The sequence below is a fragment of the Chitinophaga oryzae genome (assembly GCF_012516375.2).
GTDB classification, from domain to species: Bacteria; Bacteroidota; Bacteroidia; order Chitinophagales; family Chitinophagaceae; genus Chitinophaga; species Chitinophaga oryzae.
In genome coordinates this window covers 5,997,030-6,009,923 of record NZ_CP051204.2, presented here as the reverse complement: position 1 = coordinate 6,009,923, position 12,894 = coordinate 5,997,030, and the positions used below count along the sequence as shown (strand labels likewise).

Here is a 12,894-nt window from a genome sequence, read left to right as displayed (position 1 = left end):
ATTTTACTTGTTTTACTGTCTAATATCCTGGGTTCTGAGTAAGGTTTTTATCTAAGAGTAGTTCGGTGTTAGGTAGTGGGTATAACGCCCTGTAAGAACTCCAAGTTCCTCCTTTGTATTGAACGGCTGCAGTCATAGCCTTGTCCAGAGAGTTTGTACGTTTTAAATCAAACCAGCGATGCCCCCATTCTGTAAATAACTCTACCCTTCTTTCCTGCAAGATCGCTTTTCTAAGTTCGGCCTGTGTTGATGCTGTTGTGGCTGGGAGGCCAGCGCGGTTGCGTATAGCGTTGAGGTCACTTTGAGCTCCTCGTATGTCATTGAGTTCGGTTCTGGCTTCTGCGCGTATCAAGTATTGTTCCGACAGACGTAAAGCGATGCAGTATTCTTCGACTACACTATTGCTACTTCTTAATACATCAATTTTATATTTTGATGCATAAGGATATTGGGTGAAACCCGAATTTAGGTTGGAGATCCAGGTTGTTTTCCTATTGTCGTTTGGTTCAAAACTTGATACCAAGGAGTTGGATAAATAAAAAGGTTTAGAACTTAATGTTCCAGGAACCCCGGTTAGAATGAATAATGAAGCTTCATCTGTGTTATATCCTTGCTTTACGGGTTGTAATGACCAAATAGTTTCTCGGCTGTTTTTTTTGAATACTGAATCTAGTCCAACCATATTATATAGTGATGTCTTGTTTATTATTTCAGTTGCTCTTCTTTCTGCCTCATTGTAATTTTTGTTGTAAAGTTGTACTCTTGCTAATAATGCTAGAGCAGCTCCAAGATTCGGACGAACTCTTTCTTGTGTAGGAGTTGTGATGTTGGCATCTACATAGGTGTCGTTGAGTTGCTTTGTCGACTGGTTTAAGTCGTTGATTATTTGTTGATAGACATCTTGAATAGGAGAGCGGCTGATATTGCTGTTTTTTTGGTAGTCGGTAGTCAGAACAAGAGGTGTGTCGCCGAATATTTCAACTAGATAGAAGTAGTAAAATGCTCTAAGAAAGTGCGACTCCCCCAAAAGCCTTTGTTTGATGCTAGGAGTTATACGATTGCTATTTGCTAACCCCTCTATGGCGGCGTTAATTATGTATATTTTTTGATAGAAATTACTGAAGTAGTTGTTATATCCTTCAGTATTAATGTAGTCGGCAGTAAGCGAGTTTCTCCAAAAATTCATGTACCCAATCGAGGTGACATCATTTAGAATAAGGTTGTCTGCCGAGAGTTCTTTTATTAGAGAAATGGAAGTTATTCCACCTTGAGAGAAATCGCTCATTATTTGGGCGTAAAGCCCAGTTAACACTGCGGCTGCTGTATAGTCGTTTTGATAGACATTTTCTTGGTTGGTACTGGTAATTGGAGCCTCAATATCAAGGAATTTTTCGCAGTACGTTAGCTGGGTAGTGACTATGAGAAGAATAGTATTTTGAAGTAGCTTTTTCATTTTATATAATTTAGAGTGTCACGCGAATTCCTGCTGTTACAGTTCTAAGTGGAGGTAGAGTAGTTATTGACGGTGATTCAGGTGATATTCCGAAGAAATTGCTCAGTGTGAATATGTTTTGGCCTAAGAGTGATATTGTAGCTGAACTGATTTTAAGTGGTTTGAGAATTGATGAAGGGATAGTGTATGTGATACTAATATTCTTTAGTTTTATATATGATGCGTCTTCATAAGCTGCGGCGCTTGAATAAAGGCTATAATAAGCCATAAGAGCATTGAAGTCTTGTCCAGACGATGCTTTTTGATAGGTGGCCTTATCTCCTGGTTTATGCCATCTGTCATTTACAGATGTCGACAGATTTGCGCTGGTTCCTTGCATTACAAAGGTATATCTGTCGGTAGATTGATTCTTTTTTACGAATTGAAAAAGAAAGTCAAGGGTTAACGATTTATATGTTATAGTGTTCGATACACCACCATAGTACTGAGGGTTCAGTTTAATGATCTGGGTTCTGTCCTTTGTGTAGTCGGGAGAAGATGTGGCTTTGCCATCTGATGATTGATATTCATATAAACCTGTTTGAGGATTGACGCCAAGAAAGGGGTAGACTTTTGCAATGGCTAACGGCATTCCTATGACATATGTCTGGGCTAGAGGTGTCTGATCTAAATTTGGGAATCTCACTAGTTTGTTTTGTGGGGATGTGAAATTGACTGAGGCACTCCACGCGAAGTTTTTGTATTTATGGAGTGTTGCATCAAGTGAGAGCTCAATGCCATTGTTTTGTATGACGGCATCTATGTTTTTGTTGACACCTGAAAAGCCGGTCAATAAGCCAAGAGGATAGCTGAGTAGTTGATTGGAAGAGCGGTTGAAATAGTAGTTTCCACTGAATTGAATTCGGTTGTTAATGAATGCTAAGTCTAACCCAATGTTGATTTTTTTTGTCAACTCCCACTGAAGATATGGATTTGAATGTCCAACTGGACGAAGACCTTGTGCTTGTTGATATTGAATTGGTGTTGATACATTGGTGTAGAGAGGAAGATATAGAAAATCAGAAATCTGGTCGTTGCCTGTTGTTCCATAAGAGGCTTTGATTTTCCCTAAAGTTAAAAAGGTAATCCCATGTTTCAGGAATTCTTCCTCGCTGAAAATCCAGGCACCGGCCATTGAGTAAAAGTTGGCAAATCTGTTTGCCGAGCCAAATCTTGTTGTACCGTCTCTTCTTCCTGCTATGGTAAGCACGTATTTTCCTCCGTAACTATAATTTAAACGGCCGAAGAGACCGTTGTATCGATATGTTATTTCAGAGGGAAGTAGCATTGTAGACGTTGCATTTGCTATATTCTCTATTTGGGCATCGTCAATAAATCCACTTGCTATTGCTGTCAAGGCGGAACTTCTCTTTTGTTGAAACGAGCTTCCTATTAGGATCTCAATATCCCCATATTTTGATTCTTTTTTGTATTTTACTTGAGGCTCTAATATCCATGATGTTTGAGACCTATTGGCTGTCATATTTCTTCTTATATTTACTGGAAAGCTGGGGTCGAATGATGATTGTGGTGTGAGGCTTTTTTCAGCACTCTGTATTTTGTTATAGCCTAATGATGCGCTGATTTGTAAGCCAGGCAATATCTGATACCCGATATTACTATTGGCCAGTAGATTGTTTGTGTTTCCAGTATATTTTCTTAAAAGATATGCCATTGGGTTGTCGAAGCTGTAGGCTTCTGTGCCTGGAATCTTTCCCCAGTTTAGCGTTCCATCGCTGTTGTAAGGGTCGGGTGCATTCGAAGGAAGTAATACAGCTTGCCTCATTATGTCTGCATTGAATAGTCGATTGTCGTCTTGTATGTAGGTTGTTGAAATGTTGAATGTGAATTTTTGATTGGAGGAGCGGTGGTTGATATTTGTGTGAACATTAACTTTGGTGTCTCCTAAATCTCCAGGAAACACGGTGGTCTCTCTTAGATAGCCGCCACTTATGAAAAAGTGAGAGTTTTCTGTGCCTCCAGATATTGAAGCTTGGAGGTTACTATATCGTGCTGTACCTCCAACGAGTTCTTTTTGCCAGTTGATATTTTTGGTTGTGTCCCATGTACCATTGATATCATAGTCTGAAATAGTTATCGGGGCATTGTCGTTTTCTTTTGCTTCCTTACGTAGTGTTATATAATCTTTGGTATTCAGTAATTTGAGATATCGAGGAATTTTTCCAAATCCACTTTGTAAATTTATATCGATTAGTGTTTTGCCTGGTTTCCCTTTTTTTGTGGTTATTAAAATTGCGCCATTGGCGGCACGAGAACCGTAGATCGCAGTGGCATCGGCGTCCTTTAGAATGGTGACACTTTCTATATCATTCGGGTTTATTAAGGTTAGCGTGTTTATACCATTTAAGGTAGAGGGAAAGGCCCCAGCGGCTAAGTCGCCACTAGGGTCTGACGAAGGAAAGGGTACCCCATCAACTACAATAAATGGTACGGTTCCTTGTTTGATACTATTTACACCTTGAATGCTGACGTTTACACTTCCACCTGATAGACCGGTGGTTTGCTCTATAAATATGCCAGGAACCCTTCCTTGTAGAGCTAATAAAGGATTTGACACGGGTTGCTTTTCAAGCGTCTCGGCATCAACCGTCCCTATATTCCCCGTGCTCGTCCTTTTCGTCGTCGTTCCGTACGCTATCACCTGCACCTGGTCCAGCGCCGTATTCAACTGTTTCAGCACCACGTCTATTTCCCCCTGCTGGGCTTTGATCTCCCGGGAGAGATACCCGATGTAACTAAAGATCAACGTAGCGGCGGCATTTGTTTTCAGGGTGTAGGTGCCGTCGGGCTTTGTGACCGTACCGGTGCCACTGCCTTTTACGCGGACGCTCACGCCTACGAGTGGCTGACCTTTATCATCCCGGACGCTGCCCTGGACGTAGACGACTTTGGTGGAGTCCGGGGCGCCTGAATCGAACGTGAGAAAATCAGCGGCGGAGAGGTTGCTACCCTGTTTACGCGTAACAACAATGACGTTATTCTGTATAGTATAGGTGAAAGGCTGATTCTCGAAGATCTTGTCGAGGGCTTCGGGCACGGAGTTGTCCCAGAGGTTTAGGTTGACCGGCTTGGAGTCGCGGAGGTTGTCGGACTCCACGAAGAAGGAGTAGCCGCTTTGTTTCCTGACGGACTGAAGTACGTCCCGCAGCGGTGTGTTACTGGCGGTAAGGGATATTCGTTGTGAATAAACGCTGGCAGTTACCTGCAGGTTGAATAAAAATAACAATGCGATTAATTTCATGGCCACTATGATTATGAGCGTGTGACGGCCCTGTGGGGAGGGGATTTTCCGCAAAGAAAATTCCGTTCCCACCTTGGTGGGTACATTATATTCCATATCTTTGTCTGGTTGAAAATTGTGAAAAATTGTTAGCGCAGTTTTTTTACGAAATTCAATCCTGCCGGGAGTGTTGGTCGCACTTCCGGTTTCGTTTTAGTAAGTGATTTTAGTTTTTTTTGATGATGTTTGGCTGATGTTACTGAACGTTGATTTTCCTTCCGTCCAATTTGAATGTTAGTTTTGTTCCCATTTCGATAATGTTGATGACCTGCTGAAGATTCAGATTCCTGGAGATTTCTGCGTCAAATCGTTTATTCAGAGGAAGGGTGTTGTTGTAGGTGAATTCAACATCGTACCATCTGCCAATTTGTTGTAGAGCTTCTTTTAAAGGGGTGTCATTAAATACAAACAATCCGTCTTTCCATGCTATGACGTCTTCGGCTTTGACTGACTTTACTTCAAAGTCGTTACCAATCAGGGTGGCTTGCTGACCAGGCTTAAGAGAGTGGGTCGTGGATGAAGAGAGGGGCGTGATGTCCACGCTGCCTTCTGCGAGCGTGGTGATATCAGGCTGGTGGAGATAACAGCATACATTGAAATGTGTGCCGGTCACCTTGATGCTTTGTTGCAGGCTGGAGACTATAAAAGGTTGCTGTTGATGCTTTGCTACTTCAAAATACGCTTCACCGGTTAAATGCACCCGGCGCTCTTTGCCGGTAAAAGGTACAGGGTAGGTGATGCTCGATTCCGCATTCAACACTACTTTTGTGCCATCAGGAAGGACGACCTGGTACTGACCAGCTCGGGGGTAGTGATCGTATTGTACACAGGCCGGTCTCCCGATAGTTTTAATGGTTGCCTGGAGGTGGAATAGTAATTTAAAATACCTGAACCCTGCTGCGCTACCAGCCCTGGAGCAGCAGCAATGCTGTCCTGGGTGTCGCCGAGAGGGACCTGCCGGCCGTCGGACAAGGTGAGCATGGCCTTATTGCCACCCGGGCGGATGGCCGCCATCATCTTGTCCTGCACCGGACCGGTTTTGTTGTTCGTCTTAATATATAAGGTATAGGATAATACAGATACAAATGCTACTGCAGCGGCCATCAGATACCATGCGCCGGATGGTCCATGCCTCCCGATCCTCAACCTGGCCCAGATCTCCCGTTTGATCCTCGCGTAGTCCACATTGTACGCCACCGGTTCCTGCTGCCGGCAGAGATCAAGGTACCAGTCTTCTACCAGCGCCTTCTCCTCCGGTGTGCAATCACCTCGCTCCACACGGTCCAATAAATCTTTGGTTTCCTGGTCGCTCATACTTAATTTAAGTTAGATGGTATACATTCACAATGACGGTTCATGGGGTAAGGGATCGGACAATCGTTCACCGCTCTCACTGATATAATAACGCACTGAAAAAAGAACGGTAGAAGGTAGATTATTAAATTTTTAACTTTTTGTAAACAATGCATTTCGTTTTTACAAATCATTTAGAAATGAAAGGGGCTAAAAGTAGCTCAACTTCGTCCGCAAAATCCGGATAGCATTGTGGATCTGCTTACGCACCGTCTCGGTAGACGTGCTGGTACGCTCCGCAATCGTCTTGTAATCGCAATGCTGCTTGCGGCTCAGCTCAAACGTCAGCCGCATCCGCTCCGGCAACCGCGAAATCTCCATCTCTATCTGCCGCTGCAGCTCCCGCTCCCGCACCTGTATCTCTGTACACTCCGACGCACTCACATAATGACTTAATGTAGCCAGGTACTTCTCCCGTACCTTCTCCCTCCGGTAATCATTGATGATCCGGTTGCGCACCGTCGTATACAACAATAACCGAAGAGGAATGGCATCCTGTATTTTGCCATGACGGATCAGGGAATGGAACGTCTCCTGTACCACATCCTGCGACGCATACTCGTCACGAAGCATCCGCAACGCATGCCGGTACAGAATAGCCCAATAACGGTTGTAAATTTCTGTGAAACATTCAACGATGCCATCATTATAACCGGCAACCAGATCATTATCACTTAATGCATGATAGGTCATAGTATAAATAACAGGTTTCAGTGGCAGGAATAAATTAAATGGTGCCACTTATACTCAATGAACGAGGTTAAAAAGACTCGGATGTAAGTCATTTGTTAATACAAAAATGTATGGGGAGTAGTTTAATGGGGTGAAATGGCTTCGCGAAAACAATAAAACCAGCCATGGCGGCTGGTTTTGTTTTATAGTGGTTTTTAGTCTAATATGACGTCGTGCCCGTTTTTGTTAACAATATACCTGAACCAGACAACCCCCGACCGGAACGTCTGCATCTGCTGCATAAACATCTGCACCTTGTCAGCCCCGCCGGGAAACAACGGCATACCACGCCCCAACACCACCGGATGCACCCACAGATGAAACTCGTCCACCAGCCCCTGGTCCGTCAACGCGCCCACCAGCTGCCCGCTCCCATATACCATGATATGCTTCTCCGGACCGGGACGCGGCTGCTTCAACGCCGCCACCACCCGCCGCAAATCCCCCTTCGCCTGCCGGCTGTTGCTCCAGGACAACCTACTGATGGTCTGCGAATACACCACCTTCTGCGTGGTATTCAGCATCACGGCATAAGCAATGTCATCCCGCGGAAAAAATGAATCAATCTCCACCCGTTGCCAGTAAGCTGCCATCGCCTCATAGGTATTACGGCCCAGCAGCAACGTGTCTGCCTGGTTCAAATCCCGGGTCAACCGCTCACTCATATCATTGCCCCAGCTGGCGAAATGCCAGTCCAGCTCCCGGTGCCGGCCGGACATAAACCCGTCCAGCGATATGTTCATGGATACGATCACCTTTCTCATACAACAGTCAGATGGTTATTTTGCTTGCGGTGACGGGCGTAATAAATCTGCCGGCCCAACAATGCACTGGGAACAGACAATGCCGCCCCCAGTATTGAATACCAGGCCGGCCCCGCATCTTTCATCGTGATCAGGCCCACGATCCACATCACCACCCCGATGATCCCCATGGTCCATGTAGCGGCGGAAGCCCGCGACCGCGCAATACCGGCGGCCAGCCAGCAGCCCAGCACCTGGTACACGAAACGATAGGCCGTGGCGAGTAATAACAACCCCGCATCGAACATCGGCTGGCCATACGGAGGATATACATGCGTGATGTGAAAAATGTGATCGGTGCCCACGGATAACAGCGTGATCACCACCATACCGGTAATAATGGCTAAAATAAGGCGTATCATATAAGCTGTATTTAACTTGAAAAAAAGGAATTATTTCCCGTCAAAAGCATCCTGCAAGCCCTTCATGTCCAGCTTCTTCATGCCCATCATGGCCTGCATGGCGCGGCCCGCTTTCTGGCGGTCCGCCGCCCCAAACAACTGCCCCAGAAGGGTAGGCACCACCTGCCAGGACACGCCAAAGGGGTCTTTCAGCCAGCCGCACTGGCCTTCCTTACCGCCATTGGCTGTAAGGCCGTTCCAGTAATAGTCCACTTCTTCCTGCGTCTCACAGGAGATCACAAAAGAAACGGCTTCGTTAAAGGTAAAATGAGGGCCTCCGTTTAGCGCCGTAAAGGTCAGGTTCTCCAGCCGGAATGTAGCCGTCATCAGCGTACCTTCCGGCAATGGCGCGCCGGCGCCGTAACGGCTGATACCGCCGACTTCCGCATTTTTGAAAATGTCCTGGTAAAACCGGATAGCTGTTTCTGCATTGTCGTTAAACCACAGAAAAGGGGTAATTTTTTGCTCGTTTTTCATAATTGTTGCATTTTGTGAAACTTACTGGACCAAAGGTACCCCGCAGTCCGCTGGAAGAAGGGGTGGTGTAGAGACATTCAGAGGGTTGTTTGCGACTTTTTACATCCTTAACTTTATATAAACTCCTCCCGGTTATTATGAAACACGTATCTATCCTTGTGCTCAATGACGCCGTGATGGCCAGTATTGTAGATCCCCACATGATGCTCTCCGGCGTGAACGGCTTTCTCGAAGATGCCGGTAAACTGCCGGCCTTTAAACTACAGCTGCTGGGTCTTACTCCCATGGTAAAACAGTACAACGGCCTGTTCAGCGTACATACGGATAAAATGCTGAAAGAGGTGAAACGTACAGATCTGGTGATCATCCCGGCTATCGCCGGCGATTTTGAAGCTACCTTGTACAAAAACAGGGAATTCATCCCCTGGATTATCCGCCAATATAAAGAAAATGGCGCAGATGTGGCCAGCCTCTGCTCCGGCGCTTTCGTACTGGCAGCCACCGGCCTGCTCGACGGCCTCGAATGCTCCAGCCACTGGGCGTCGGCCAACCTCTTCCGGCAACTGTTCCCCGACGTGGTGCTGGTCAACGGCCGCATCGTCACAGAACAACAAGGCCTCTACTCCAGCGGCGGCGCCAACTCCTACTGGAACCTGCTGCTGCACCTGGTTGAAAAATATACCGACCGCGAAACAGCCATCATGGCCTCTAAAGTATATGCGCTGGACATCGACCGCACCAGCCAGTCGCCCTTCGCCATGTTCAGCGGACAAAAGAAACACGAAGATGCCCCCATCCGTCTGGCACAGGAATATATCGAAGCCAATATCCACCAGCGCATCTCTGTAGAAGAACTGTCAGACCGTTTCGCCATCGGCCGCCGCCATTTCGTACGGCGCTTTAAAAAAGCCACCGACAATACCCCGCTGGAATACATCCAGCGCGTACGCATGGAAGCGGCTAAAAAGAAACTGGAGAGCAGCAGGATGAACGTCAACGAAGTGATGTATGAAGTCGGCTATTCGGACAGTAAAGCTTTTCGTGCTATCTTTAAAAAACTGACAGGCATGCTGCCGGCAGACTACCGCCTGAAATACAATAAAGAAGCGGCAGTGGAAACCAGCAGACGCTAATCCTGCAACATTATCATGGAACAACTGGGCAGCGGCACCTTTCTGGGTAAAAATAAAGTCAATCACCATCTTTCCGGTATCATCCTGTCGGAAACGGTGTACTATGCGGCGGTGTCGGAAGACTGGCACCATCACGCCAACCCCCATTGTTCGCTGGTGTTGGAAGGCGGTAACCTCGAACACCGCCGTTACCATCAGCAGGAAGTGCTGCCCGGGAAACTGGTCCGCTACGCTTCCTTTGAAGAACATCGCAACCTGCAAACGCTGCACCCCTCGCGCAACCTCAACCTCGAGGTGGAACCGGCTTTTTTCGAAGTGTACGGCCTGTCGGAAATCACCTGGGAAAGCCTTCCCGAACATGCGCTGCAGCTGGCCATCCTGCAGCTCTATAAAGAGCGCGCCCTGCTGCCGGAACAGGATACGCTGGCCCATTCTATCCTGCTGCAGCACTGGGGCCCTCCGGTGAAGACCGGCAAAGGCACGCCGCTATGGGTACACCGGTTGCGTCAACTGTTGCACGATCGCTGGGACACGCCCCTGTCGCTCGAGACCCTGGCTGCCGAAACAGGCATGCACCCGGTATCGCTCTCCAAATATTTCCCGCTCTATTTTCAGGGTACCATCGGGGAATATCTCCGCAAAATAAAAATAGGCAGATCGCTGGCGCTGGTGCGCGACAAAAAACAATCCCTCACCGGCATTGCCTTGCAATGCGGCTTCTTCGACCAGAGCCATTTCATCCGCAACTTCAAACAATACACCGGCTACCTGCCGGGCGCTTTCCGGAAACTGTAATTTTCGTCCTGATACTAATTCTGTACAATTTTGCCATCCCGCCGGGTGGTAGCTTTGTTCCATTAATCCGTGTCAACATGAAAAAATGGTATAGCCTGATGGCTGCCTGCCTGTGCCTGTCAACGGTCTACGGGCAAACGGTGACTTCCGCCGAAAAACAAGCGATCATCCGCCAGTCCGCACAACTGCTGGAACAACACTATGTGTATCCCGACAAAGGCAAGGTGCTGGCAGCCGCATTGCTGCAAAAAGAAAAAGAACTGAGCAAAGGCACCGATAGTGTGGACGCCTTCGCCAAATCGGTTACCAGCTTGCTTCGGCAAACGGTCAAAGACGGGCATGTGTACCTGCGCTTTGACCCGGAAATAGTGCCGAAGCTCAAAGTCCCGCGGCAACGGATGGACAGCGCGCAGGACCCGTTTCACTACGGTGAAAGGGCCGCCCGGATGAACTACGGTTTTATGGAGGTGAAAGTGCTGCCGGGAACGGTAGGGTACATCCGTTTGTCGGAAATCAACTTCTCACCCAAAAGCGTGGACCTGCTGAAGGCTGCCATGACGCTGGTACAGCACACACAGGCGCTGATCCTCGACCTGCGCGACAACGGCGGTGGCGGCAGCGCCATAGGCCTGGTACTGGAAGGTTATTTTGTAAAAGCCGGCACACCGCTGCTGGAAGTGAAGAACAGGAAAGGTGACAGCGAGGTGATGAAAGCGGAAGCACTGAGCGGTACGCAGCCTTACGAACGGCCGCTGTATATACTGGTCAATAAAAAAACGGCGTCTGCAGCGGAAGCCCTCGCGTTCGAACTGCAACACCTGAAACGGGCGATGGTAGTAGGAGAGCGCACAGCGGGCGGCGCGCATATGAATGAGCTGTTTCCGGTGGGCGACCGCTTCTGTTTATCGGTATCCTGCGCAGCGCCGGTATTTCCGGGCACAGACCACAGCTGGGAGCTGACCGGTATACAACCGGACATCGTCACCACTAACAGGGAAGAGGATTTACCGGTGGTACTGGGGCTTATAAAAAAGGACCACGATACCGCAGGGAAATGAAGTCGCGCTGACCAGTTTCATGGAGAGCTGCTGTTCCAGCTGATGGAAGATTGGCAGCCCTTTGCCGATGGCCACCGGGTTCACGAACAGGTAAAATTCATCGATCAGCTGTTCCTGTATCAGGCTGGCCGCGAGGTGGCTGCCCCCGTAGGTGATGATATCCCCTCCGGGGGATTTTTTTAAACGGGCTGCTTCTTCGGGCAGCTCTTCGTTGACAAGCACCGTGTTCTGCCAGCCATGTCCGGTCTGCGTCCGGGAGAAGACCATTTTAGGAAGATCGTTCATCCGATGCGTGTATACGTCGGCGATATCGGGATCGCCGGCGCGGGCTGTCCACGCAGGAATGAAGGTGTCTGCCAGTTTGCGTCCCATCAGGATGAGATCTACGGATTGGGTCAGGGCCAGCACGTAATCTTTCAGCTGCTGGTCCCAGTCGTGGACAAGCCAGTCTGTGCCGCCCTGCGCATCGGCTACAAAACCATCTACGCTTACCTGCATCTGAAGTATCAGCTTTCTCATGAGGATATTTTTGAGGGTGCTGATACAAACTTACAGGTTAATAGCATTTTTGACCGGGTGTGAATCCGTCAAACCTTTAGAAGAGAATATATTTTGCGTGATAGTTATTGAACGGTACCAGCGTGTCCATCACCGGCAGCGGCCGGATCGGTATCACGGTATCGGTATGAAAGGTTTCCCGCTCTTCTCCGTCGTAAGGCTCGCTGGAGCGGATGTAACGACCGGTAGAGAGATTGTATTCTTCGTTGACGATCATTCCCTGGCCATCGGATTCGGTACGGCTGTAGCCGATCAGTTCAAAATGCTGGTGCTGGTAGCGGTAGAGGTATTCCGCCGTTCCGCGCAGCAAGGATATCCTCACGGTGAGCACGCCTTTGCTGACGAGCACGGAATCGAGGTTGATGGCGTCATGCGCCCCTTCGCCGCCGTCCGGCAGTATAGCTGTTTCAGACGTTGCCGCCAGTTGATATTGGCCATCGGGTCGGCCAAAAAGCACCTGGAGGCGATAAGGTTTTTGGGTGGAGATGGTATCGTGCATCACCACTACGGAATCGCTGACGTTGTCTTTGTTGAGATCGCCGGTAGCGGAGCAGATAAAGACGTTGTACGGTGTGGGAAGATCAGTCGGAGGGGGCGCTGCAGGCTCGGTACTGGCCGGCGCCGTTGTCGTGGTTGTCGTTTGTGCGGTATCGTTGGTCACCGTACTTTGGGGCCGGTTATTACAACCGGTGGAGATCAGCAGGTATATGGCGGGTAACCAAACAACCAGGGCAATGTGTCGCTTCATCTTATCAGGTTAATGATTGATTCCCGCCAAACTACTGAAAATA

At 48.2% G+C, this 12,894-nt stretch carries 13 protein-coding genes; 3 read left to right on the top strand and 10 right to left on the bottom strand.

Features of this window, described 5'->3' with window-relative positions:
* Positions 1-19: 19 nt before the first annotated feature.
* From HF324_RS23670 to HF324_RS23635, 8 genes are all read right to left on the bottom strand, one after another.
* Entirely contained in the window at positions 20-1,453 is a 1,434-nt protein-coding gene (locus tag HF324_RS23670; protein ID WP_168860976.1) for a RagB/SusD family nutrient uptake outer membrane protein, read from the bottom strand.
* Between the two features lie 10 nt (positions 1,454-1,463).
* Complete coding sequence (locus HF324_RS23665) at positions 1,464-4,754, bottom strand: SusC/RagA family TonB-linked outer membrane protein (RefSeq protein WP_168860975.1); 3,291 nt, start codon at positions 4,752-4,754, stop codon at positions 1,464-1,466.
* A 235-nt stretch (positions 4,755-4,989) separates the two neighbouring features.
* Positions 4,990-5,550: a FecR family protein gene (locus tag HF324_RS23660; protein ID WP_258539184.1), complete on the bottom strand. Its 561-nt coding sequence runs from the start codon at positions 5,548-5,550 to the stop codon at positions 4,990-4,992.
* A 2-nt stretch (positions 5,551-5,552) separates the two neighbouring features.
* Positions 5,553-6,107 carry a hypothetical protein gene (locus tag HF324_RS23655; protein ID WP_168860973.1) on the bottom strand — a complete coding sequence of 185 codons (555 nt, stop codon included), beginning with the start codon at positions 6,105-6,107 and terminating at the stop codon, positions 5,553-5,555.
* 189 nt (positions 6,108-6,296) lie between these two features.
* Positions 6,297-6,839, bottom strand: coding sequence for an RNA polymerase sigma factor (locus tag HF324_RS23650; protein ID WP_168804978.1), 543 nt, complete (start codon positions 6,837-6,839; stop codon positions 6,297-6,299).
* Between the two features lie 194 nt (positions 6,840-7,033).
* Positions 7,034-7,642, bottom strand: a complete 609-nt coding sequence (locus HF324_RS23645; protein WP_168860972.1) for a dihydrofolate reductase family protein — start codon at positions 7,640-7,642, stop codon at positions 7,034-7,036.
* The gene (locus HF324_RS23640) at positions 7,639-8,043 is read right to left on the bottom strand and encodes a hypothetical protein (RefSeq protein ID WP_168804975.1); all 405 of its coding nucleotides are present in this window, start codon (positions 8,041-8,043) and stop codon (positions 7,639-7,641) included. Before HF324_RS23640 ends, HF324_RS23645 begins: the two co-directional genes overlap by 4 nt.
* A gap of 30 nt (positions 8,044-8,073) precedes the next feature.
* Positions 8,074-8,559 carry a VOC family protein gene (locus HF324_RS23635; protein WP_168804973.1) on the bottom strand — a complete coding sequence of 162 codons (486 nt, stop codon included), beginning with the start codon at positions 8,557-8,559 and terminating at the stop codon, positions 8,074-8,076.
* A gap of 137 nt (positions 8,560-8,696) precedes the next feature.
* Between HF324_RS23635 and HF324_RS23630 the strand changes: the two genes are divergently transcribed.
* From HF324_RS23630 to HF324_RS23620, 3 genes are all read left to right on the top strand, one after another.
* Positions 8,697-9,692 carry a GlxA family transcriptional regulator gene (locus HF324_RS23630; RefSeq protein WP_168804971.1) on the top strand — a complete coding sequence of 332 codons (996 nt, stop codon included), beginning with the start codon at positions 8,697-8,699 and terminating at the stop codon, positions 9,690-9,692.
* Between the two features lie 15 nt (positions 9,693-9,707).
* On the top strand, positions 9,708-10,487 hold the full coding sequence (locus HF324_RS23625) for a helix-turn-helix transcriptional regulator (RefSeq protein WP_168804969.1): 780 nt from the start codon (positions 9,708-9,710) through the stop codon (positions 10,485-10,487).
* 77 nt (positions 10,488-10,564) lie between these two features.
* Positions 10,565-11,545 (top strand): S41 family peptidase, encoded by a 981-nt coding sequence (locus HF324_RS23620; protein WP_168804966.1) that lies wholly within the window; start codon positions 10,565-10,567, stop codon positions 11,543-11,545.
* Here the strand turns inward: HF324_RS23620 and HF324_RS23615 are convergent.
* The gene (locus HF324_RS23615; protein WP_168860971.1) at positions 11,492-12,064 is read right to left on the bottom strand and encodes a dihydrofolate reductase family protein; all 573 of its coding nucleotides are present in this window, start codon (positions 12,062-12,064) and stop codon (positions 11,492-11,494) included. The two genes, HF324_RS23620 and HF324_RS23615, sit on opposite strands and share 54 nt — an antisense overlap.
* A gap of 76 nt (positions 12,065-12,140) precedes the next feature.
* On the bottom strand, positions 12,141-12,851 hold the full coding sequence (locus HF324_RS23610; protein ID WP_168804962.1) for a hypothetical protein: 711 nt from the start codon (positions 12,849-12,851) through the stop codon (positions 12,141-12,143).
* Positions 12,852-12,894: the final 43 nt, after the last annotated feature.

Bases quoted from the DNA above. Each gene is read 5' to 3' on its own strand.
- HF324_RS23670 (WP_168860976.1), bottom strand. From the start codon at position 1,453: ATGAAAAAGCTACTTCAAAATACTATTCTTCTCATAGTCACTACCCAG.
- HF324_RS23615 (WP_168860971.1), bottom strand. From the start codon at position 12,064: ATGAGAAAGCTGATACTTCAGATGCAGGTAAGCGTAGATGGTTTTGTA.
- HF324_RS23655 (WP_168860973.1), bottom strand. From the start codon at position 6,107: ATGAGCGACCAGGAAACCAAAGATTTATTGGACCGTGTGGAGCGAGGT.
- HF324_RS23620 (WP_168804966.1), top strand. From the start codon at position 10,565: ATGAAAAAATGGTATAGCCTGATGGCTGCCTGCCTGTGCCTGTCAACG.
- HF324_RS23665 (WP_168860975.1), bottom strand. From the start codon at position 4,754: ATGAAATTAATCGCATTGTTATTTTTATTCAACCTGCAGGTAACTGCC.
- HF324_RS23650 (WP_168804978.1), bottom strand. From the start codon at position 6,839: ATGACCTATCATGCATTAAGTGATAATGATCTGGTTGCCGGTTATAAT.
- HF324_RS23635 (WP_168804973.1), bottom strand. From the start codon at position 8,559: ATGAAAAACGAGCAAAAAATTACCCCTTTTCTGTGGTTTAACGACAAT.
- HF324_RS23645 (WP_168860972.1), bottom strand. From the start codon at position 7,642: ATGAGAAAGGTGATCGTATCCATGAACATATCGCTGGACGGGTTTATG.
- HF324_RS23640 (WP_168804975.1), bottom strand. From the start codon at position 8,043: ATGATACGCCTTATTTTAGCCATTATTACCGGTATGGTGGTGATCACG.
- HF324_RS23610 (WP_168804962.1), bottom strand. From the start codon at position 12,851: ATGAAGCGACACATTGCCCTGGTTGTTTGGTTACCCGCCATATACCTG.
- HF324_RS23630 (WP_168804971.1), top strand. From the start codon at position 8,697: ATGAAACACGTATCTATCCTTGTGCTCAATGACGCCGTGATGGCCAGT.
- HF324_RS23625 (WP_168804969.1), top strand. From the start codon at position 9,708: ATGGAACAACTGGGCAGCGGCACCTTTCTGGGTAAAAATAAAGTCAAT.